We start from the raw sequence: 22,858 nt of genomic DNA on the forward strand, positions 1-22,858 counted from the left end.
TCACAGCTAAAACAATTTGCCCGCAGCTAGTAGCTTTTCGTCTCATTTCATTCAGCACAACGTATGTTATGGAATGTAAATTAAACTTATCATCTCAATGTTCTGCCCGTAGCTAGTTGCCCGAAGCCCGTTGCCTAAAGCTTATAAAACCAAAAAAGGAAAGCATACACTTTCCTTTCATTAAGCTTTACTGTCGCTTTACTGTCGCTTAACAGTAACCGTACGTCATCAATTTTTGATAACGGCCTTCGATCAACTCGTCATTCGTTTGACCTTCAAGTGATGCCAAATCCGCTTTAATCGCTTGCTTTAAGCTATTTGCCATTAAATCAAAGTCTCGATGCGCGCCACCAAGAGGTTCAGCAACGATATTGTCAATTAAGCCTAAATCTTTAATGCGAGGTGCCGTTACGCCCATCGCTTCTGCCGCAGTCGAGGCTTTTTCTGCCGTCTTCCATAAGATTGACGCACAACCTTCTGGAGAAATTACCGAATAGGTTGAGTACTCAAGCATATTCACTTTATCACCAACACCAATGGCCAATGCACCACCGGAGCCACCTTCGCCAATTACCGTACAAACAATGGGTACGGTTAAACGAGACATCACTTTTAAGTTACGGGCAATCGCTTCCGACTGTCCACGCTCTTCGGCACCAATGCCTGGGTATGCCCCCGGGGTATCGATGAAAGTAATGATTGGCATGTTGAAACGTTCTGCCATTTCCATGATGCGTAACGCTTTACGATACCCTTCCGGACGAGGCATCGCAAAATTGCGACGCACTTTTTCAGTCGTTCCCCGACCTTTTTGATGACCAATAACAACAACGGGCTTACCGTCTAAACGAGCTGTACCACAAATAAGAGCGGCGTCATCTGAATAGGCTCTATCGCCGGCCAACTCATTAAAGTCGGTAAACATAAGATCAATATAATCTTGTGTATGCGGGCGGCCTGGATGACGAGCGATGCGTGTTACTTGCCATGGTTCAAGACTCGAAAATACCTTCTTAGTAAGTTCTTCACTTTTGCTGCGAAGTTGTGCAATTTCTGCTTCTAGATCAAGATCTAAATCCTGGCCTTGATTCACCAGTTGCAGTTCTTCAATTTTTGTTTCTAATTCTGCAATTGGTTGCTCAAAATCTAAAAAATTGAGTGACATAAAATATTTACCTAATAATTGTTAACGCTGTATACCCAATCAAACTCAAAACCCGTGTTTCAGCTCGTCTGGGTATAACTCTAAAATGTGGTAGCACCGCTCAAAAAAAGCAATATTACTATAAATACCCGTTCCACTTCAAGATACATCTTGAAGTGGAACGGGTATCACTAAAATTCTAAGGCGATGTTTTCTTCACCCAATAAAATCTTTAATTGGTGAATCAAGGTATCGTCCGGAGTTACCCGCCATTGTGTGCCTAATTCAATGATTGCCCGTGCATCGCTACGTTGATAAAACATTCGCACCGGACAAGTACCTTCCTTAAATGGCGTCAGTACTTGACTAAATTGGGCGACAAAATCAGCATCTAATTGTGCTTGATGTACATTTAAATCTATCGATTTAATGTTATTTTCACGCGCTTCACTCACCGTCATGACTTCTCGGGCGGTCATTGTAAGGCCTCCGGAGTAATCATCAAAGCTGACCTGTCCTTTACAGACTAAAATTTGATCCTTTTGTAGGATTTCTTCAAACCTGTCGTAGTCATCCGGAAATAATCGCACATCCACCCGGGCACTTTTGTCATCCAGTGTCACCAAGGCCCAACGCCGGCCTTTTTTGTTTATTAATACCCTAACACCTAACACTAAACCGGTTGCGGTAGACACTTTCTCTTTGCCACCAGGCTGTAAATTGACCAGTCGGGTTGAGCCATACTTTTTCAACTCATCCAAATAACGATCAATCGGGTGTCCGGTTAAGTATAGACCAAGGGTTTCACGCTCACCTTCTAGCCAAACTTCCTCAGCCCAAACAGGCACATCATTAAACGATTGGCGTTCATCTTCTTCTTCAACATTTATCAGGCCAAATAAGTCATCCTGGCCTATCGCTTGTGCTTTGGCGTGTTGATCGGCGGCGCGGATGGCTTGCTTTAGCGAGTCAAACATCGCCGCACGATGTGGCCCTAAATTATCCATGGCCCCGGCTTTGATCAGCTTCTCAAGCACACGTTTGTTGATTTTTTTCAAATCAAGACGGGCACAAAAATCGAATAAATCTTTAAACGGACCGCCTTGCTCTCGAGCTTCGATGATGGCTTCTATCGGTCCTTCACCCACGCCTTTAATGGCGCCAATACCATAAACGATTTGGTTCTCATCATTTACCGCAAATTTATATAAGCCCGCGTTCACATCCGGTGGTAATAAATCGATGCCCATATTGGCACATTCATCCACCAGAGTGACAATTTTGTCGGTGTTATCCATATCGGCCGACATTACTGCCGCCATAAATGGTGCCGGAAAGTGGGTTTTCATCCACAGCGTTTGGTATGACACTAAGGCATAGGCGGCGGAATGGGATTTGTTAAAACCATAACCGGCGAATTTCTCCACCAGGTCGAAGATTTTCATCGCCAACTCGCCATCGACACCACGGTTTATTGCGCCTTGCTCAAAGCCATCACGTTGTTTGGCCATTTCTTCCGGTTTTTTCTTACCCATGGCACGACGTAACATGTCGGCGCCACCAAGGGTATAACCCGCCAGTACCTGAGCAATTTGCATGACCTGCTCTTGATACAAAATAATGCCGTAGGTGGGTTCCAAAATTGGTTGCAAGTCCATGTGCTGCCATCTTTCATCAGGGTAACTTATCGCTTCACGGCCGAGCTTACGATCGATAAAGTTATCTACCATGCCTGATTGCAGTGGCCCAGGTCGAAACAAGGCCACCAGGGCTATCATATCTTCAAAACAATCCGGTTTTAGTTTTTTAATCAACGACTTCATGCCGCTTGATTCTAACTGGAATACCGCGGTAGTTTCGGCTCTTAGCAATAAATCAAAACTTGGCTTGTCTTCTAACGGAATGGCGGCAATGTCGATCGGCTCTTTGCCGGCTTTTAGCAGTTTTTCGTCGGCCATTTCAATGGCCCATTGTAAAATCGTTAAGGTCCGTAAGCCCAAGAAGTCGAATTTCACCAAGCCCGCTTCTTCAACGTCGTTTTTGTCAAACTGGGTAACCGGGTTATTACCTTCATCGTCACAATACAGTGGTGCAAAATCGGTAATGGTTGTCGGTGATATTACTACCCCACCAGCATGTTTACCGGCGTTACGTGTCGTTCCTTCGAGGATACGGCACATATCGATCAAGTCTTTTACTTCATTATCCTGGCTGTAAACTTGTGGCAGCTTCGGTTCTATTTCAAACGCTTTTGCCAGGGTCATGCCGGGATCGCCGGGAATTAACTTTGAAATTCGATCAACAAAGCCATAAGGGTGGCCTAATACCCGGCCTACATCGCGAATTACCGCTTTTGCCGCCATGGTACCAAAGGTAATAATTTGCGATACCGCATCTCGGCCGTACAATTCGGCAACGTGATCGATAACTTCATCACGCCTGTCCATACAGAAGTCGACATCGAAATCGGGCATCGATACCCGCTCAGGGTTCAAAAAACGCTCGAATAGTAAATCAAATTCTAATGGATCGAGATCGGTAATTTTTAACGCATAGGCAACCAGGGAACCGGCACCAGAGCCACGTCCAGGACCTACCGGAATATTATTGTCTTTTGACCACTGGATGAATTCCATTACAATCAAGAAATAACCGGGGAACCCCATATTGTTGATAACGTCGAGTTCGATTTGTAACCTGTCATCGTATTCTTTACGAATTTCAGCAAAGTCGTCTGCGTTTTTATCAAATAAAAATTCAAGACGCTCTTCCAGACCATCTTGTGACACTTTCACCAGGAAGTCCTTAATGTCGAGATCGCCGGTTGGAAAGTCGGGTAAGAAGTACTCGCCTAAACGCACAGTAACATTACAGCGTTTGGCTATTTCTACTGAATTGGCTAATGCTTCCGGAATGTCGGCAAATAACTCGGCCATTTCCTCTTCACTACGCAAATATTGCTGATTAGAGTAGTTTTTCGGGCGGCGCTTGTCATCTAAGGTAAAGCCATCATGAATCGCAACCCGTATTTCATGGGCGTCAAAATTTTCAGGGCTTAAAAACACCACTTCATTGGTCGCCACCACAGGTAAATCTTTTGCCGCAGCAAGCGCTATGGCGTGATGCAAATATTCTTCTTCTTGTGCCCGGCCGGTACGGATCAGTTCAAGAAAGTATCTGCCAGCAAAGTGTTGTTGATAAAAGGCGGTACATCGGTCAACCAACTCAGTCTTGCCTTTCAGCAATGCTTTACCCACGTCCCCTTGCCTGCCGCCAGAGAGTATAATCAAGCCTTCGCCATATTCAACCAGCCAATGCTTGTCTAACACCGGTTTGCCTTGAATTTCACCTCGAAGATAGGCGTTAGAAATAAGTTCAGTGAGGTTTTTATAGCCGATATTGTCACTGGCAATCACCACCAAACGAAATAACTCGCCTTCCAACTCTTCACTCTGTACCCAAAAGTCGCTGCCGATTATTGGCTTTATGCCACTGCCTTGGGCGGCACCATAGTATTTTACCAAGCCACAAAGGTTAGTTTGATCAGTCAGGGCGATTGCCGGCATGTTTAATGCGCTGGCCTTGGCAATGATCGGCTTAACTTTATTTAAGCCATCGCACATCGAAAAATCGGAATGCACGCGCAGATGGATAAATTTAGGTTCTGCCATTATTTAGTTTTGCCCGTTGATAATTTTAGCGACCGGTTTAAAGCTTTTACGATAGCAATCGAGTACACCGAATTCGTTGATTTTCTCTAAATGTAGCTTGGTTGGATAGCCTTTATGATTGGCAAAACCGTATTCAGGATGAAGCTTATGCAAAGCTATCATTTCATCGTCACGAGCCACCTTGGCAATAATCGAGGCCGCGCTGATCTCGGCAACTTTAAGATCGCCTTTCACCACAGACTGGCATGGTAAGCCAAAATCGGGGCAGCGATTACCATCCACCAACACATAGTCGGCGGGCACATTCAAACCCGCTACCGCACGTTGCATGGCAACCATGGTGGCTTGCAAGATGTTAATTTGATCAATTTCTTCTGGCTCACTACGACCTAAACACCAGGCTAAGGCCTTTTCTTTGATCTCAATAGAGAGTGCCTGACGCTTTTTCTCAGACAGTTTTTTCGAGTCGGTTAACCCGATGATGGGATTGTTAGGGTCTAAAATTACTGCGGCCGTGACTACTGCGCCGACTAACGGGCCTCGGCCTACTTCATCAACTCCGGCAATAAAATTTGCTTGCGGACGAATAAATTCTTCACTCATGATACAGCTCTTTATTGTGCGACGATGTCGCCCCTACAGGGAATTTTTAATTATTATTTTTATTGGTACTGTTAAGCAGTTTTTCTACCGCATCGGCGGCTTTTTCACTGGCATTTTGTTTTAATGCCAGATGAATTTTTTCAAACTCAGCCAGCAATTCACTTTGATCCTGAAATAACAAAGGCTCAACTTCGTTGGCTAAATTTTCCGGCGTAACCTGCTCTTGCAACAACTCCGGCAGCAAGGTTTTTTGTGCCATTAAGTTCGGTAGTGAAAACCATTTAAGTTTCACCATAATGCGCCCAACAATGGCCGTTAGCCAGTTAAATTTATACGCCACCACCATGGGCCGTTTAATTAACGCCCCTTCCAGAGTTACCGTGCCGGATGCTGACAGCAAACAGTCCGCTGCCGCCATTACCAATTGGGTGTCATTATTGAAAATAGTGATATCCAGCTCAGGAGCAGTTTGTTGTTGTATTTCAATAAATTGCTGTTCGCGCACATCATTAATCACCGGCGCGATAAGCTGTAAATCGGGGTGCTGTTTAATCAGGATTTGCGCCGTTGCTAAAAAGTCAGGCAATAATTTGGCAAGCTCACTCGAGCGGGATCCAGGCATAATGGCCAGATATTTTTTACCTTGCGCTAACTGCAGTTTTTCTCTGGCAACCGCTTGATCTGAATATAAAGGAATGTCGTCTGCCAAAGGGTGACCAACAAAAGTACAGGCAACATCATGCTGGTCGTAGAAATCTTTTTCAAACGGCAGTAAAGACAGCACCATATCGGTAGCTCTGTCGATTTTAAAGATACGTTTTTCTCGCCAGGCCCATACCGAAGGACTGACGTAATGCACGGTTTTTATACCTTGGAGTTTTAATTTTTCTTCCACCGTCAGGTTAAAATCGGGCGCGTCGATACCAATAAACACATCCGGTTTATGCTCGCTAAAGTAATTAACAATGGACTTACGTACCTGCATTAATCGACGTAAACGGCCGAGCACTTCAACAATGCCCATTACCGCCAACTCTTCCATAGAGAACAGGCTTTCAAAGCCCAGTGTGTTCATTTTCGGACCGCCAATACCAATAAACCTGGCATTGGGGTAACGCTGCTGCAACTCTTTTACCAGGCCAGCACCTAAGGTATCCCCAGAGTGCTCGCCAACGATTATTGCAAAGGTAGGTTTAATTTCAGACAAGACAAATCCTGATACGGCTATTAACGAACGATGCCTCGTTTAGAATTTAAGACAAAATCAACAAAGGCTTTTACTTCTGCTGTATCTTTTGCCATAGCAGCCAATGCTGCCGCAGCTTCTTCAACTTTAAGACCTTTACGATACACTTCCCGATACGCTCTTTTCACTTGTAAAATAACGTCTTTATCGAAGCCTCTACGCTTTAAGCCTTCAGAGTTTAAGCCGAATGGTTTTGCCGGATGGCCTGCAACCATAACATAAGGCGGAATATCTTTTAATACGATAGCCCCACCGCCAACAAAGGCATGTGAACCAATATGACTGAACTGGTGCGCCCCTGACATGCCGCCAAAAATCACCCAGTCACCGACGTGGCAATGTCCGGCTAACGTGCACAAATTGGCAAAAATACCATTGTTGCCAATCACACAATCGTGAGCAACATGTGCCCCGGCCATAAACAAGTTATCATTGCCAATAATGGTCACTGATTCATCCTGAATGGTACCCCGGTGAATGGTACAATTTTCACGAAATACGTTGTTATTGCCAATTTCCAGCCGAGTTTTTTCACCAGCGTATTTCTTATCCTGACAATCTTCACCGACACTCGCGTATTGGAATATATGGTTGCCATTGCCAATTTTAGTCGGGCCTTTTATCACCACATGCGAATGTATAACGCAATCATCGCCAATTTCAACGTCATTAGCGATGTAAGTCCAAGGGCCAATTTGTACATTGTTGCCAATTTTAGCGCCAGTTTCAATAATCGCTTGCGGATGAATCATCTTGTTAGACCCCTTTTCTGGCACACATTAAATCGGCAGTACAAACCACTTTACCATCAACTTTTGCAATGCCAGCAAATTTCCACATACCACGACGCTCTTTAACAAACTCAACGTGGATGTGCATCGTATCCCCAGGAGTTACCGGGCGTTTAAAACGGGCATTATCGATGGAAGCAAATAAGAACATTTCACCGTCTTTGCCATCTACTGATTTAAACCCTAATACGCCACTGGCTTGCGCCATCGCTTCGAGGATCATCACCCCGGGGAAAATTTTAAAATCGGGAAAATGCCCTTGAAAGACCGGTTCATTTACGGTCACGTTCTTTATTGCATGGATGGATTGTCCCGGTACATAATCGAGTACCCGGTCAACCAACAAAAACGGGTAACGGTGTGGGATTAATGTTTGAATTTCTTCAACTTCAATAACGTTATTGGTCGTTTCCAAAAGATTTCCTTATGAGCAACGATGAGCGCTAAGCGCCCATATATTGGTAATTTTATGATTTGCCGGAATCTATTTCGTCTTGCAGCTGTGCAAGCGATTTTTCCAGCTCGGCCATTTTTTTATGCATGGCATCTAAATGTTTATAACGAGAAGCGTTTTTTCGCCACTCTTTATTTGGCAATATCGGCATTCCAGAAGAGTAAACACCTGGCTCTTTTACTGCTTTGGTAACCATACTCATACCGGTGAAAACACAACCATCGGTAACGTTTATGTGACCATTGATGCCTACCAGTCCGGCAATGGTACAATTTTTACCGATAACCGAGCTGCCCGCGATGACGCTACAGGCAGCCATGGCGGTACCAGAACCAATTTGGACGTTATGAGCAATTTGAATTTGATTGTCGAGAATAACGTTATCGGCAATTATGGTATTTTCTAATGCACCACGATCAATTGTAGTACATGCACCAACTTCAACATTGTTACCAATGATCACTGAGCCTAATTGTGGAATTTTCACCCACCGGCCTTGATCGTTGGCGTAGCCGAAACCATCACTGCCAATCACAGTGTTCGCTTGCACCAGGCAGTTTTTGCCAATTTCTACATTATGATAAATGCTGACGTTTGACCAAAGCTGGGTACCCGCTTTGATCACAGCATTTTTGCCGATGAAACAGTTTGCGCCAATGGTCACGTTATCGCTTAATATAACACCATTTTCGATCACACTATTTGCGCCGATGCTGACGTTGTTGCCGATGCTGGCATCACTTGCAATCACCGCACTATCGGCAATTCCATTCGATGCTTTCGGCGTGGTATCCAGTAATTGTGCAACCAATGCAAACCCCAAGTAGGGATTTTTTAAAATTAGCGCATTGGTCTGACAATACTTGGCACTTGCCTGCGAAACGATGACGGCACTGGCTTCGGTGGTTTCTAGATGCGGTCTATACTTTGCATTTGCTAAAAATGCAATTTGCCCGGGTTTAGCATCGGTAAGAGTCGCTAACGAAGAAATTTGACAATCTTCATCACCGTTTACACTGCCACCCAGCTTTTTCGCTAAATCACCTAAAGAAATCATATCTCTGCTTATTTAGTTTTTGACGCTAGTTCAACAACCATAGACGAAATATCGTGATCTGGCTTTGAAAAAGCAACCGCTGATTGTTGAATGACTAAATCGTAGCCTTCTTTTTCAGCGACGTTATCCACCGCTTCTTTTACCAATTGTAAGATTTTCTGCTGCTCTTCTTGCTCACGACGTTTCAATGCTTGTTGTAATGGTTGAGCTTTACCCGCATATTCCTGACGAAGTGTATTGATTTCAGCTTCAAGGGCTTCAATTTCTTTTTTACTTAAAATGGCTTCGTCACGTTGACGTTTTTCAATTTTATATTTGATATCACCTTCAAGTTTTTTCAGACCATCAATTTGCTCTTTAAACTCTGTGCTGATGGTTTGTTGAACGTCGGCCATTTGTGGCAGCTGGCTGATCACCTGCTGCACGTTTACAATGCCTATTTTTTGATCTGCAGCTAATGAGTTGCCGGCGAATAACATGCTTGAAGCCGCGGCTGTAAAAGCAATTGATTTGATTAATTTGTTCAACTTTTTTCTCCTAAGTGTAACCTGTTGGTGTAGCGGCACCGCCCCTACTTTATTATTAAATTTGTTCTAAATTTTCGATATATTGAAAGTTAGAATGTTTTACCAATATTGAAACTGAAGAATTCAGTATCATCACCTTCTTCACTTTCCAGGCGCTTGGCAAAGTTAAATACCATAGGTCCCATTGGTGATAACCACTGTATCGATAAACCGGTTGATACCCTAATTCGCATCGGATCAGAGTAATCATCTATTTCCTGAAATTCAATCGGATTGATTGCCTCATAATCCGATAGGCTAAATTCCGTATCCCAAACGTTTCCGGCATCGACGAAGAAGCTGGTACGCACACTGTTGCTATAGCTTTCATCTAAAAATGGCGTCGGAACGATTAGCTCTATACCGCCTAGCATCATGGCATTACCACCAACACTGCGTTCAGATACTTCAACCGCATCTTGATCTGGCGGACTTACTTCACCACCATCGCCAGGCACACCGGGGCTTACATCGGGTCTGCGATAAATTGCGCGCGGGCCTACGGTATTGTTTTCAAAACCACGTAGCGTGCCAGAACCACCAGCACGGTAGTTTTCCCAGAACGGTAATAATTGATCATTGCCACGAACATCACCATAACCATTGCCGTAACCAGCCTCAAAACGAGCGAGGAAGGTCCAGCTATGATCTCGTGATATCGGGAAGTAATATTTTGAATCATATTTTACTTTAAAATACTGTACATCCGATATTTCCGGAGCGGTAACTTTACCGGAAATCACCTGCGATGAACCTGCAGTAGGGAAGGTACCACGGTTTAATGTTACCCGTGATAACGTCGCATTCAGATCATAGGTTTCAAAATTTAATTTTTTATCCGGATTGTCCGGGTCTTTAAACACTTCGTAAAACTGTTTTATTTGCTCATAAGTTTGCAAATTTGAAATGTCGGAATTTTTATAGCCGACACCAAGATTTAAACGCACATATTCATTAATCGGAAAGCCCATGTTTATGCCAACACCATAAGTGGTGTTATTATAATTTTCTAAATTGGCTTTACCGGCGTCAAATTCGCTGTAGAAAACGTTGCCGCCAAGAGAAATGGCATCAATGGTAAAGTAGGGATTGGTGTAGGATAAATTGGCACTTTGTGAATATTTCATCGTGTTTATCTGAAATGCCAATCGATTGCCCGTACCTAAGAAATTATTTTGCTGAATACCGGCGTTTAAACTTAAACCCGAGTATGAACCGTAACCAACACCAGCAGTAAATGACCCCGAAGGCTGCTCTTTTACCGTAAAGTCAACATCAACCAGATCTTCTTCACCTGGAAGCTGTGTGGTTTCAAATTCAACAGATTCAAAATAGGGTAATCGTTGCACCCGCATTTTCGAGGCTTCTAACCAGTTGTTCGATAACCAGGCCCCTTCCATTTGGCGCATTTCCCGGCGCAAAACTTCTTCAGAGGTAACATCGTTACCATTGAAATTAAGACGATTGACGTAAACCCGTTTGCCTGGATCAACCTTAATAATCAACTTAACGGTTTTGTCTTCATCGTTGATTTCTGGAATGGTTTGTACTTTCGGATAGGCATAACCAAAACGGCCGAGAAATTTGCTGATCAAATCTTCGGTGTAGGTAACTTCCGCACCATTGTATAACTCATCATTTTGGATCGGCGTGATGGCTTTGATAGTACCTTCATAACCGGCCATATCGCCAATGAATTCCACTTCACTTACTTTGTATGTTTCACCTTCCGTCACGTTTAAGGTGATGTATACCCCTTCTTTATCTGGCGTCATCGACACTTGCGTAGAATCTACGGCGAAACGTAAGTAACCTCGGTCGAGGTAATAACTTTCGATCGTTTCCATATCCCCTTGCAGGGTTTGTTTTTGGTAACGGTCTTGCGCCATGAAATCCCACCACGGCGAGTCGTAGGTAAGTTCTATTTTGTCCAGTAATTGCGCATCACTGAATAGTTCGTTACCAACAATATTAATTTGTTCGATGGCGGCAGCATCGCCTTCATCAAAATCAAAAGTAAGGTTGATCCGGTTACGCGGCAAATGAGTAATTTTCGTCGATACCGTGGCGTTGTATTTACCGACACTGTGGTAGAAATCTTCAAGACCCGATTCAATTCCGGTTAAGACTGAACGATCGAGAGTTTCACCGATACGAATATTACTGCCATCAAGGGACTCTTGCAGTTGTTCATCCTTAATGTCGTCATTACCTTCAAAGGTAATATCGCTGATGGTCTCGCGTTCTTTTACCCGAAAGACGATTTTATTGCCGTCACGAAACACTTTAATGTTGTGAAAGTGGCCGGAAGCATAAAGAGACTTTATCGATTGTGAAATACGAAAATCAGTCAGCTCATCACCAACCCTAATAGGTATGTGAGTCAGTGCAGCACCAAGTGCTACCCTTTGCAGACCTTTGATTTGAATATCGTCTACTACAAACTCATCAGCTGCCTGTGCGTTACAACCAATGCTGCCTAATAAAATTGCTAAGGCGAGTTTTTTTATTGTCATGTTATTCGTCAACTTTTCTAATATTTTTTGCTATCACTTTACGGATAGTCATTTAGAGCCGGGAAAAATCGTTAAAAATAGCGATGCTCATTAACGATAATAAAATTAGTGCTCCAATTTTAAATCCAACTTCCTGAAATTTCTCTGGTACCGGCTTTCCAGTCAAAAGCTCTATAACATAATAGAGTAAGTGACCACCATCAAGTATTGGCAGTGGTAAAAGGTTAATTATGCCTAAATTTACACTGATTAACGCTAAAAAGTACAAGAATGGTGCCAGGCCAATGCCTGCACTAGTTCCTGCGCCTTGCGCAATTGAGATAGGCCCACTTAAATTTTCCACACTTACCAGACCAGTGACTAACTTACCGATCATGTTAAAACTCAGCTCGACTAAGTTCCAAGTACTGTCAACTGCCTTTCCTATTGCCGCAATCGGGCCGAAAGACACATCCTGTTTGTGGCTGTCAGGCCAAGGCTCGATATACGTTTGTTGCCCTGCGACCCCAATGAACCCAGTATTACGACCATCGTTTTGTTGGCGAGTTCCCACCAACAGTTCAATTTCTTGTTTTTTTCCATCTCGCGCCAGCTCTATAGTCACTGACTTGTTCGGATTTTGTTGAATAATATCAACAAAAGGCTGCCAATTGCCAACTAAATTAATGCCATTTACCGAGATTATTTCATCACCCACTTGCAACCCGGCCAATTCACCGGCAGCATCAGGGGTTAATTCACTGATGTTAATTTTCTTTTTTGGCGTAAATGGTACTATACCCAGACTGTGCATTGCCGAAGTTTTGCTCGGTTCATAGTGCCAGTTAGTGGTATCAAGCTGCTTGTTCGAGACATAAGTGCTATCAAGCGCACGGGTAGCAATGGTGATTTTTGCTTCGCCAATTTGCGCCGCCAGCGCCATATTTACGTCTTGCCAATTTTCCACGTCCATGTCGTTGATGGCGACAATCTGGCTGTTTTCGGCTAACTGTGCCTGGGCCGCAATCGAATCGTGATCGATACTGCCAATAATCGGTTTTAAGGTGGTAGAGCCAATTAAGAACATCAGATAAAAAGCAACGATGGCAAAAATAAAGTTGGCGAGAGGGCCGGCCGCGACTACGGCAATACGTTGATACACAGATTTATTGTTAAACGCAAATTGCTTGTCTTGTTCAGCGACTTCATCAACCCGCTCATCCAGCATTTTAACATAGCCACCCAATGGGATTAACGCAACGACGTATTCCGTGCCCTGCTTGTCATATTTACGCCATAAGGTTTTGCCAAAGCCAATGGAAAACTTTTCAACTCTGATGCCGCATTTTCTCGCCACCCAAAAATGGCCGTATTCATGTACCGTAACCAATAAGCCAAGGGCGACGACAAAAGAGCCCAAATTCCACAAAAACTCTAACATGTTATAACTTACCTTTAATAGTCAACACTTGTTGCTCAGCCAAATTTCGAGCTTGTTTATCCAGGGCAAGCACCGCATCAATGTCAACAATTTCTACATCGCTAAAAGCCATCATAACCGCTTCATTTACCTTGCTAATATCGGTAAAAAGGATGTCGCAATTTAAAAATGCAGCGACTGCCACTTCGTTTGCCGCATTTAGCGCCGTACAAGCGCCCTGGCCTGCTTTACAGGCATCTATGGCCAGTTTTAAATTTGGATAACGGGCAAAGTCGGCCTGGCCAAATTGAAAATCTTTACATTTGAAAAAATCGAAAGGCTCAACACCGGAATCAATACGCTCAGGATAGGCCAGAGCATGTGCTATCGGCGTGCGCATATCTGGATTGCCCATTTGGGCGATCACAGAGCCATCTTTGTATTGTACCATCGAATGAATCGTACTTTGTGGGTGCAAAACTACCTGGATATTGTCAGCATCTAAGTTAAACAGCCATTTGGCTTCAATAAATTCCAGACCTTTATTCATCATGGTCGCCGAGTCTACCGATATTTTACGCCCCATATCCCAATTGGGGTGGGCGCAAGCTTGCTCAGGAGTGATGCTGTCAAACTGCTCCAATGGGTATTGACGAAACGGCCCGCCAGAGCCGGTGAGTAAAATTTTGCTAATACCTGAATCGTTGATATCGGCTCTGCCAATAGCGGTTTGCATATTGCCAGGCAAACATTGAAAAATGGCGTTGTGTTCACTATCAATAGGCAACAACTGGGCATTTGATTGATGCAAGGCATCGATAAAAATTTGTCCGGAAGTGACCAGCGCTTCTTTGTTGGCAAGTAATACTTTTTTATTGGCATGTACCGCCGCCAATGTTGGTAATAACCCCGATGCGCCAACAATGGCAGCCATCACAATATCGATGTTATCGCTACTGGCAAGCTCAATTAGCGCTTGCTTGCCGGCAAGCACTTCGATGCTATGGATATCGTCTTTGAGTAATCGTAATTTTAATTGTTCGGCGGCATATTCATCCACCATTACCGCAGTTTCAGGCATAAACTCAACGCACAAACGATGCATTTCAGCCACACTTTTATTCGCCGACAAGCTAACTACGTTATATTTATCTCGATGGCGCTGCACCACATCCAGGGTGCTAATACCAATGGAGCCTGTGGCTCCTAACACACATAAGTTTTGCATGTGTTGCTACCTACCAGCCAAATAATACAAAAAACAGAGCAAATACTGGTGCCGTAGCGGTTAAGCTATCGATTCTGTCAAGAATGCCGCCATGACCAGGTAATATTGTTCCACTATCTTTAACACCGGCTTGGCGTTTAAACATACTTTCGGTCAAATCACCAATTACCGATACGGTGCTAATCACCAACGCTAAGCCAACTGCCATCAATATTTGTTGTGCCGACCAGGCAAAGATTAAACCGGCAATTATTGCAACTAAAGCCGCAGCAATGTTGCCGCCAATAAAGCCTTCTATGGTTTTACCCGGGCTAACATTTGGCATTAATTTATTTTTGCCAAAGCGTTTGCCTGCAAAATAAGCACCAATATCGGCACTCCAGACAAAAGCAAACAGCAACAATAATAAGTAGGTGCCATGGAATTCATTCATTAATTGACCATTGGCACGCAAGATTAAAAATGCTAACCAGGTTGGCGCTAAGGTTAAAATGCCAAATAAACCACGAATACTACGATGGCTGCGCCAAAAAGCAGAGAATTGCGGATATTTAAAGATCATAAAGAGCGCAAATACCCACCACATAGCCGAAACATATAATACATTCAAGGCAAGCGGATTTATGCTGCCGGTTAACGTCCATAATTCTTGTGGTGGGATATACTTCCACAGCGCTAAAATGCAGAGAATTAAGGCACTAACAAAACCCAAACGACGGGCTTTAGTGTCAAAGCCCATTAATGGCCCCCACTCCCAGGCACCAATAGCGAGTACCACGAGTAATGCTGCTGCCAGATTTGGCAGAGACAAAAAGAAGATTGCGGCAATGGCAAGCGGTGCCAATATGAGTGCCGTTAAAATACGTTGTTTTAACAAACGTGAATCCTTTTATTTTGCTTTTACCTGTTCACCGGTTTTGCCAAAACGACGTTCCCTATTGGAATACATCGCTAATGCATCGATAAATGCACTCTTGTTAAAGTCAGGCCATAACATCTCGGTAAAGAAGAATTCCGCATACGCTGCTTGCCAAAGCAGAAAGTTGCTAATGCGATAATCTCCGCCAGTTCTGATCAATAAATCAAGATCAGGTAAATGCGATAAATTAATATGATTGTTGAGCATATGCTCATCAATGTCTGCAACATTGATGTCGCCGTCTACGGCCAGCTGAGCGATTTTTTGTGTTGCCTGGCTAATATCCCAGCGGCCACCATAATTGGCAGCGACCGATAACACCATGGCATCATTGTTTTTAGTTAGTTGCTCTGCATCAACGATTTTTTGTTGTAATTTTTTTGAAAAGCGAGATTTATCACCAATCAGTTGAAAACGAATATTATTTTTATGCAGTTTTTTCACCTCACGGGTTAAAACAAACATAAATAAATCCATTAATACATTCACTTCATCTTGCGGACGTAGCCAGTTTTCACTGCTAAATGCAAAAAGAGTCAATGCTTTTACGCCTAATTCACGGGCACCGCTCACACAAGCGCGTACCGACTCTACGCCAGCACGATGACCAGCTACCCGGCCTTTACCTTGCAATTGAGCCCAACGCCCATTACCATCCATGATAATCGCCACATGCTGTGGCAAGGGTATATTCTCACTATTTTCAGTATCAATAGTTGTCACATAAAATCCATGTATTAAAAGGCCGTAACCACGCTAAAATTTAGTTGTAAAATTAAACGCAAGTGGATACGGCTTTAGCAATAGAAAACAATACCAATACCGGTATTAGATTTCCATTAGTTCTTTTTCTTTGGCAGCTGCTAACTCATCCGCCTGCTTAATGTATTCATTAGTAATTTTCTGAATATCATCTTCTGCACCACGTGCTTCATCATCACTAATGTCTTTGTCTTTGTTTAACGACTTAATGTCTGAGTTAGCATCTCGGCGAATATTACGGATGGCAACTTTACCACCTTCAATTTCACCACCAACAACTTTCACTAAATCACGACGACGTTCTTCCGTAAGCGGCGGTAAAGGAATACGAATTAACGTACCTTGCGATGACGGATTTAAACCCAAATCAGATTTCATAATGGCTTTTTCTACGGCGCTGATCATGGTTTTATCAAAAACCGTGATCGCAATAGTACGCGCATCAGGAGTTGAAACACTACCCACCTGGTTTAGTGGCGAATCTACACCGTAGTACTCTACCGTGATGTTATCTAACAATGATGAATGAGCACGACCCGTTCTTATTTTATTTAATTGTACTTTTAACGCATCAATACTTTTGCCCATACGGGTTTTGGCATCATTTTTAATTTCGTTAATCAAAATCTATTTCCTTTTTAACTTCTGTGCCCACCCCTTAATCAGCGATAGAGCATTTGGATTGTTAATTATAAATTATTTAAAATTTTCTTCGTGGTCGATCAGAGTGCCCTCTTGTGACCCTAAAATAATCGATTTCAACGCACCTTCTTTATTCATGTTAAATACACGAATTGGCATTGAATGGTCTCTTGCCAGAGTGAATGCAGCTAAATCCATTACTTTTAATTCTTTCTCAAGCACGGTGTCATAGGACAATGTTGAGTATAACTCGGCATCAGGGTTGGTTACCGGATCGGCCGAATAAATACCGTCTACTTTGGTACCTTTAAAAACCGCGTCGGCTTCTATTTCTATACCACGTAAACAGGCAGCTGAATCGGTAGTAAAGAATGGGTTACCGGTGCCAGCAGAGAAAATTACCACTCGGCCAGATTTCAATAAACTAATCGCTTCTGCCCAATTGTAGCTGTCGCACACTCCGGTTAAGTCGATAGCTGACATCAAGCGCGCATTAACAAAGGCACGATGCAAGGCATCACGCATGGCTAAACCATTCATCACTGTGGCCAGCATGCCCATTTGATCGCCGACAACGCGGTTCATTCCAGCTTCGGCTAAACCTGCGCCACGGAATAAGTTACCACCACCGATCACAAGGCCAACCTGGACACCCATTTCAATTAATTCTTTAATTTCCTGGGCCATACGTTCGAGGATTTTTGGATCAATACCAAAGCCTTCATTGCCCATTAGGGCTTCACCACTTAGCTTTAATAAAATACGACGATAATTTGTTTTGGTGTTGATGCTCATAAAATAAACAATCCTGTGATAACTGTGACGATACTTATTTCGGCAACCCTACGTATTAAGCCTAATACGAGTAAAACCGCCCAAAAATGTATAAAAAATAGCCTGAAAATCAATGGCACAAGGGCAAATTGATTCCGCGGCTATTTTAATACCAATTAGCTCATTAATCTACTCACCCAGCAAGATTAATGCAAATAATATCAAACCTCGAAATCAATAAAGGCCGCAATAGCGGCCTTTTTATTGGTTTCGAGGTTTGATATTACAATATATCCGTTAATGCTATGCCCACACCTATGCGACTTTGGTTATAGTTATAGTCAATTAACGATTCACCGTAACCGGTAAAGCCTTGAACATAGCCACGTAATCGTCCCCACAATGGGAAGGTGATTCCTATCTCAGCAGCGCCCTTATGAGTAGCAAAGTTTTGTCGAAAACCCAGTGAGAATTCCAGAGTGTCATACTGATAGACTATGCCACCTTGAAAATACCCCATATATTCATGAATGTCTGGGTTATCATCGCCTTCCGGATCTATGGAGCCATCTTCCATAATTTCTTTTTCATCTTCATCTAAGCGATACCAAGGTTTTAATGAAAAAGCAAAATCCCCCTTTTCAAACAAAAAGTTCATGTAAACTCGATTCCAACTGCGTGAAATCGCCGTTGAACGGCCATTAGATTGATGTTCAATACCCAACGCAATCCCGGTATTGCCCTCGTACGGGTGCCAATCAAGTCCGGTCAGATAAAAAAATTCAGGCTGGTAATTGGTTTCTCGAAACGGTTTCGAAATTCCATCCGAATATATCTGCCACCATGACTGCAGGGTCATACCAAAATAAAGCGAATCACCTTCAAAAAACATGTCATCGTAATTTAACGGCACTTTGATACTTAATTGATATTTTGCTTCATGATCTTCAATATTTTCAGCCCATCCAGAGTCTGGAGCTTGTTCGGAATATACTTTACGGTTTATGTTATCGGATACCGAAATCGGCAAAATGTAATTCATCTTATGTGGAGTGATCACATAAGGGTTGAACTCAGTTTTTTGTTCACTGATAAAACGCTTAGAAATAGCGCCAGCGGTTGAAGTATCTCTTGGGCCGTTAACTTCTACATCGCATTCTTGACGAATTTGTGAAACTATCACTTCACCGCCAACTTCATTAAGCTTTTCAGCTAAACAGGCTTGAGTTTTAGCATCTTTCTCGGCTTGCTCAACGCTTTTCACGACTACGGATATCTCACTTTCCTCAGCACTTACCAATGTTAAAGGTAGCAATGCCAAACAAAACAGCGTGACTTTAACAACTGAATGCTTTTCTATATACATACGATTACGGCTCCCTTGGAATCTTTACCACTTGCCGTTTATTGCGTAAGACCAAGTAAAGTAAAGATAAATTTATTGTTATCAACATTGATCATAGCAAAGTTTAAGAAGAAATATAGGCGAACTCAAAAATTAACGTTTAAATAAAACCTTGCGCAAATGTTTTATATAACTGGTTGGCAATTAAATAATCCCCTTCCATTTCACACACTTCTCCTCTGCGCAGCAATTCTACAATGAAGGGTTTATTACCAGCAATCGCCTGCTGGCAAATTTGCTCATTGCTAAACAAGTTAAAATCAACGATTTGTTCAAAACTCTTATTGCCATTTATTCTTCTTAATTCACTGACCATTTTATTTACTTGCACCATCATTGCTCTCCCTACTGACTAGTCGTAATCATAGTACAGCTTAGCGAAATAACACGGCGATAAAGTGACAATGCGATGAGCAATAATGATCAAAAGTGACAGAAATTGGCTGCGGGCTACGGGCTGCGGGCTACGGGCTACGGGCTTCGGGCAGATAGCGTTAATTTCAATATCACCTGCAGCAAACACCATCTGCTAGTAGCTCGTAGCCAGTTGCTTTTATTTCCCCCCATTAAGTTGTTGTTATTTAATAGCTAAACTAAGATTGTGATAGTAATAATTAAGGAACGTAAATGGCGAAATGGTTTAAGTGGCTATTGGCATTAGCCATACTCTGTGGCGGAATTTGGTGGTTGAATCAAGAGCAGCCACTCCAGGTTGATATTGTCTATGCCGAAATGGGCTTGGTGGAAGCAACGGTTGCCAATACTCGTGCAGGCACAGTAACCGCTTGTCAAAGAGCGCGAATGTCGTTGCCTATTGGTGGCCAGATTGAACAGATAAACGTGAAAGAAGGTCAGCTGGTTGAACAAGGTCAATTGTTACTGTCATTGTGGAACAAAGACAGAAAAGCCAAACTTGCTGAAGTTAAAGCGCTGTTTTCAGCCAGCCAAAAAAACCGGCAACGAGCCTGCATCGTTGCCGGCAACGCCGAGAAAGACGCAACCAGACAACAATCGCTGTTAACGCAGAAATTAACCTCGCAAGAAAGACTGGATTCGGCATTAGCCAACGCCGAAGCCTTTCAAGCCAGTTGTGAAGCAGCCTCAGCGGAAGTCGATGCCAAGCAAGCTATGGTTAACACCATCGCCGCCAATATTGAACAAACTTATATGCATGCCCCGTTTAGCGGCACCATTGCCGAAATTACTGGCGAAGTGGGTGAATATACTATGCCGTCACCACCAGGAGTGCCGACACCACCTGCCATTGATATGCTCACCCATGATTGCCACTATATCAGTGCCCCAATTGATGAAGTAGATGCGGCGTTGTTAACCCCGGGACAATTGGTGCGCATCAGCCTGGATGCGTTTCGCCATGAAGCAATTATCGGCCGCTTGCGCCGGGTTTCTCCGTATGTGCAGGATTTCGAAAAACAGGCACGTACCGTGACCGTAGAAGTGGATTTAACGGAACATAGAAATCCACATTTACTCGCCGGTTACAGTGCCGATGTAGAGGTCATTTTAGCCAGTAAAGAGAATATACTGCGCCTTAATAGCGATTTGATCATCAATGACGAATACGTGCTGCTGCTAAATAGTGAAAATATCATCACTAAACAGGCCGTTACTATCGGCTTAAGCAATTGGCAATACAGTGAAATTCGCACGGGCCTTACATTAACCGATAAAGTGATAAGCTCGGTCGGTTTAGCCGGGGTTAAGCCTGGAGTCTTGGCGACGAGCAATAAAGGCTGACGAATTTGAACTCTGCATTAATAGATATACAGCACCTGAACAAAACCTACATAGTTGGTGAACAACCATTGCAGGTATTAAAAGACATCAACTTGCAAATAAAACAAGGGGATTATCTGGCGATTATGGGGCCGTCAGGTTCAGGAAAGTCGACACTGCTCAATATGATTGGCTTGCTTGACCGGGCCGATAATGGCGAGTACCTGCTCAAACAGCAAGCAACATTAACCATTAATGAAGAGCAACGAGCCGCGTTGCGCCGTGCTCATATCGGATTTATTTTTCAAAATTTTCATTTGATCCCACGACTCAGCGCGGCGGAAAATGCAGAATTACCGTTAATGTTAGCGGGTATGGCTCGCAAACAAAGACGAGCTAAAGTGCAACAGGTATTCCGCCGCCTGGGCATAGCTGAGCGCGCCGATCATTTACCCAAGCAACTATCCGGAGGGCAAATGCAACGGGTGGCTATCGCCAGGGCTATGGTGCTGGAGCCACAAATTTTGCTGGCCGATGAACCCACCGGCAACCTTGATCAAAAGTCAGGTAGAGAAGTGGTTGAACTGCTCGAAGAATTGAATCGGCAAGGCATTACCTTAATTATGGTGACCCATGATCAGCAATTAGCCAAACGAGCGCCACGACAATTGACCATGGTTGATGGTGAAATCACTGAGGACACACAACAAACGCAACAATCAAGGCAACAACAAGATGCGCTTTGAGGATAACTGGCAATACAGTTGGCAGGCACTGATCCGACATAAATTGCGTACCGTATTGTTGCTCATTGCCGTCGCCATAGGCGTCACTTCCGTATTGCTGTTAACCAGTTTAGGCGAAGGTGCACGCTTGTTTATCGAAAAAGAATTTTCCCAATTAGGCAGTGAAATCATGGTGGTGTTACCCGGCAAAAAAGAAACCACCGGTGGCGGCTCGGTGCCAGTTTACGGTTCCACGCCGCGAGATTTAACCATTGAAGATGCTATCGCGATGAAAAAAATCAGCACAGTAAAAGCCATAGCGCCAATTATCGCTGGTACCTCATTGTTGAGTTACCAAGGCAAAAGCCGAGAGGTTATTACTTTGGGCAGTTCAAAAGAGATTTTTGCCGTGCGCAAACTCAACTTAAGTAAAGGCAAAATTTTTAACAGCAAAGCCAGCGATTTGGCCAAGCCGGTTTGTGTATTAGGCGCCACCATAAAACAAGAGTTATTTGGTAACCAAGCCGCGGTTGGCCAATGGCTACGCTTTTCCGGACAGCGTTTTCGGGTGATTGGTGTCCTGCAAGAGCGTGGCGAGTCGATGGGGTTAGATATGCGCCAAATGGCAATAATACCTATCCGCTCTGCCGAAAGTTTATTTAATTCCCCAGCTCTGTTTCGGGTATTGCTTGAGCTAAAACACGCAAACACCGAGCAGTATACCGAAGACAAACTTCGAGCATTAATTAAAAAACGCCATGAAGGTGAAGATGACATCACCATTTTAACGCAAAACTCATTAATGAATGCATTCAACAAAATACTGACTCTGGTTACTGCCAGTATTGGTGCTATTGCGGCAATTAGTCTGGTCGTCGCCGGCTTCTTGATCATGAACGTTAGCTTTGTCTCGGTGTCGCGGCGAAAAGAAGAAATTGGACTATTAAAAGCACTCGGAGCCACGGCCAAAGAGATCCGACTGATCTTTCTAACCGAGGCCTTGTTATTAGTGAGTTTAGGTGTGTTAACCGGCTTAATTTTAGGATATGGCTTGACCGCCTTGGCGGCAATCATTTGGCCGGTTTTTCCGGTATCTATCCCCTGGTGGGCGACGCTTGCCAGCATCGTTGTGGCATTGGCCATTGGTTTGTTATTTTCCTGGTTGCCAGCCGCGCATGCTGCTAAACATGATCCGGTATTAGCACTGAGGGGAAATTGA

The 22,858-nt window shown here is 43.6% G+C and carries 20 protein-coding genes; 3 read left to right on the forward strand and 17 right to left on the reverse strand.

All coding sequences use genetic code 11. From position 1 onward, the window contains the following. Window positions 1-208: 208 nt before the first annotated feature. From accA to ND16A_RS05420, 17 genes are all read right to left on the reverse strand, one after another. Window positions 209-1,165, reverse strand: a complete 957-nt coding sequence (gene accA, locus ND16A_RS05500) for an acetyl-CoA carboxylase carboxyl transferase subunit alpha (RefSeq protein ID WP_033078399.1) — start codon at window positions 1,163-1,165, stop codon at window positions 209-211. A 170-nt stretch (window positions 1,166-1,335) separates the two neighbouring features. After that, window positions 1,336-4,815: a DNA polymerase III subunit alpha gene (gene dnaE, locus ND16A_RS05495; protein WP_033078400.1), complete on the reverse strand. Its 3,480-nt coding sequence runs from the start codon at window positions 4,813-4,815 to the stop codon at window positions 1,336-1,338. Window positions 4,816-4,818: 3 nt separating this feature from the next. After that, window positions 4,819-5,418, reverse strand: a complete 600-nt coding sequence (rnhB, locus tag ND16A_RS05490) for a ribonuclease HII (RefSeq protein WP_033078401.1) — start codon at window positions 5,416-5,418, stop codon at window positions 4,819-4,821. A gap of 46 nt (window positions 5,419-5,464) precedes the next feature. Further along, complete coding sequence (gene lpxB / locus ND16A_RS05485; RefSeq protein ID WP_033078402.1) at window positions 5,465-6,625, reverse strand: lipid-A-disaccharide synthase; 1,161 nt, start codon at window positions 6,623-6,625, stop codon at window positions 5,465-5,467. Window positions 6,626-6,645: 20 nt separating this feature from the next. After that, the gene (gene lpxA, locus ND16A_RS05480) at window positions 6,646-7,416 is read right to left on the reverse strand and encodes an acyl-ACP--UDP-N-acetylglucosamine O-acyltransferase (RefSeq protein WP_033078403.1); all 771 of its coding nucleotides are present in this window, start codon (window positions 7,414-7,416) and stop codon (window positions 6,646-6,648) included. A 4-nt stretch (window positions 7,417-7,420) separates the two neighbouring features. Further along, window positions 7,421-7,870: a 3-hydroxyacyl-ACP dehydratase FabZ gene (gene fabZ, locus ND16A_RS05475; RefSeq protein ID WP_033078404.1), complete on the reverse strand. Its 450-nt coding sequence runs from the start codon at window positions 7,868-7,870 to the stop codon at window positions 7,421-7,423. Window positions 7,871-7,922: 52 nt separating this feature from the next. Continuing rightward, window positions 7,923-8,966 (reverse strand): UDP-3-O-(3-hydroxymyristoyl)glucosamine N-acyltransferase, encoded by a 1,044-nt coding sequence (gene lpxD / locus ND16A_RS05470; protein ID WP_033078405.1) that lies wholly within the window; start codon window positions 8,964-8,966, stop codon window positions 7,923-7,925. Window positions 8,967-8,974: 8 nt separating this feature from the next. After that, on the reverse strand, window positions 8,975-9,493 hold the full coding sequence (locus ND16A_RS05465; protein WP_033078406.1) for an OmpH family outer membrane protein: 519 nt from the start codon (window positions 9,491-9,493) through the stop codon (window positions 8,975-8,977). Window positions 9,494-9,582: 89 nt separating this feature from the next. Then, complete coding sequence (gene bamA / locus ND16A_RS05460) at window positions 9,583-12,048, reverse strand: outer membrane protein assembly factor BamA (RefSeq protein ID WP_033078407.1); 2,466 nt, start codon at window positions 12,046-12,048, stop codon at window positions 9,583-9,585. Window positions 12,049-12,100: 52 nt separating this feature from the next. Next, entirely contained in the window at window positions 12,101-13,468 is a 1,368-nt protein-coding gene (gene rseP / locus ND16A_RS05455) for a sigma E protease regulator RseP (RefSeq protein ID WP_033078408.1), read from the reverse strand. 1 nt (window position 13,469) lies between these two features. Continuing rightward, complete coding sequence (gene ispC, locus ND16A_RS05450) at window positions 13,470-14,675, reverse strand: 1-deoxy-D-xylulose-5-phosphate reductoisomerase (RefSeq protein WP_033078409.1); 1,206 nt, start codon at window positions 14,673-14,675, stop codon at window positions 13,470-13,472. A gap of 10 nt (window positions 14,676-14,685) precedes the next feature. Beyond that, window positions 14,686-15,552, reverse strand: a complete 867-nt coding sequence (locus ND16A_RS05445) for a phosphatidate cytidylyltransferase (protein WP_033078410.1) — start codon at window positions 15,550-15,552, stop codon at window positions 14,686-14,688. A 12-nt stretch (window positions 15,553-15,564) separates the two neighbouring features. Beyond that, window positions 15,565-16,317, reverse strand: coding sequence for an isoprenyl transferase (locus tag ND16A_RS05440; protein ID WP_052073203.1), 753 nt, complete (start codon window positions 16,315-16,317; stop codon window positions 15,565-15,567). Window positions 16,318-16,422: 105 nt separating this feature from the next. Continuing rightward, window positions 16,423-16,980, reverse strand: coding sequence for a ribosome recycling factor (gene frr / locus ND16A_RS05435; RefSeq protein ID WP_033078411.1), 558 nt, complete (start codon window positions 16,978-16,980; stop codon window positions 16,423-16,425). Window positions 16,981-17,052: 72 nt separating this feature from the next. After that, complete coding sequence (gene pyrH, locus ND16A_RS05430; protein ID WP_033078412.1) at window positions 17,053-17,793, reverse strand: UMP kinase; 741 nt, start codon at window positions 17,791-17,793, stop codon at window positions 17,053-17,055. 262 nt (window positions 17,794-18,055) lie between these two features. Next, a complete protein-coding gene (locus ND16A_RS05425) occupies window positions 18,056-19,138 on the reverse strand; it encodes a phospholipase A (RefSeq protein WP_033078413.1) in 1,083 nt (360 codons plus the stop codon). 139 nt (window positions 19,139-19,277) lie between these two features. Then, window positions 19,278-19,514, reverse strand: a complete 237-nt coding sequence (locus ND16A_RS05420; RefSeq protein WP_033078414.1) for a hypothetical protein — start codon at window positions 19,512-19,514, stop codon at window positions 19,278-19,280. A gap of 290 nt (window positions 19,515-19,804) precedes the next feature. On the opposite strand from ND16A_RS05420, the gene ND16A_RS05415 reads away from it, so the two are divergent. Genes ND16A_RS05415 through ND16A_RS05405 form a run of 3 tightly spaced genes read left to right on the forward strand, consistent with a single transcriptional unit; the run spans window position 19,805 to window position 22,858 of the window. Then, on the forward strand, window positions 19,805-20,935 hold the full coding sequence (locus tag ND16A_RS05415; RefSeq protein ID WP_033078415.1) for an efflux RND transporter periplasmic adaptor subunit: 1,131 nt from the start codon (window positions 19,805-19,807) through the stop codon (window positions 20,933-20,935). A 5-nt stretch (window positions 20,936-20,940) separates the two neighbouring features. Further along, window positions 20,941-21,660, forward strand: a complete 720-nt coding sequence (locus tag ND16A_RS05410; protein ID WP_152593899.1) for an ABC transporter ATP-binding protein — start codon at window positions 20,941-20,943, stop codon at window positions 21,658-21,660. Then, window positions 21,650-22,858 (forward strand): ABC transporter permease, encoded by a 1,209-nt coding sequence (locus ND16A_RS05405; RefSeq protein WP_033078416.1) that lies wholly within the window; start codon window positions 21,650-21,652, stop codon window positions 22,856-22,858. The genes ND16A_RS05410 and ND16A_RS05405 overlap by 11 nt, the downstream gene beginning before the upstream one ends.

This window comes from Thalassotalea sp. ND16A (assembly GCF_000764205.1).
GTDB lineage: Bacteria > Pseudomonadota > Gammaproteobacteria > Enterobacterales > Alteromonadaceae > Thalassotalea_A.

Coding starts and splice junctions, on each gene's coding strand:
- accA (WP_033078399.1), bottom strand. CDS start 1,165: ATGTCACTCAATTTTTTAGATTTTGAGCAACCAATTGCAGAATTAGAA.
- dnaE (WP_033078400.1), bottom strand. CDS start 4,815: ATGGCAGAACCTAAATTTATCCATCTGCGCGTGCATTCCGATTTTTCG.
- rnhB (WP_033078401.1), bottom strand. CDS start 5,418: ATGAGTGAAGAATTTATTCGTCCGCAAGCAAATTTTATTGCCGGAGTT.
- lpxA (WP_033078403.1), bottom strand. CDS start 7,416: ATGATTCATCCGCAAGCGATTATTGAAACTGGCGCTAAAATTGGCAAC.
- lpxD (WP_033078405.1), bottom strand. CDS start 8,966: ATGATTTCTTTAGGTGATTTAGCGAAAAAGCTGGGTGGCAGTGTAAAC.
- bamA (WP_033078407.1), bottom strand. CDS start 12,048: ATGACAATAAAAAAACTCGCCTTAGCAATTTTATTAGGCAGCATTGGT.
- rseP (WP_033078408.1), bottom strand. CDS start 13,468: ATGTTAGAGTTTTTGTGGAATTTGGGCTCTTTTGTCGTCGCCCTTGGC.
- ispC (WP_033078409.1), bottom strand. CDS start 14,675: ATGCAAAACTTATGTGTGTTAGGAGCCACAGGCTCCATTGGTATTAGC.
- pyrH (WP_033078412.1), bottom strand. CDS start 17,793: ATGAGCATCAACACCAAAACAAATTATCGTCGTATTTTATTAAAGCTA.
- ND16A_RS05425 (WP_033078413.1), bottom strand. CDS start 19,138: ATGTATATAGAAAAGCATTCAGTTGTTAAAGTCACGCTGTTTTGTTTG.
- ND16A_RS05420 (WP_033078414.1), bottom strand. CDS start 19,514: ATGATGGTGCAAGTAAATAAAATGGTCAGTGAATTAAGAAGAATAAAT.
- ND16A_RS05415 (WP_033078415.1), top strand. CDS start 19,805: ATGGCGAAATGGTTTAAGTGGCTATTGGCATTAGCCATACTCTGTGGC.
- ND16A_RS05405 (WP_033078416.1), top strand. CDS start 21,650: ATGCGCTTTGAGGATAACTGGCAATACAGTTGGCAGGCACTGATCCGA.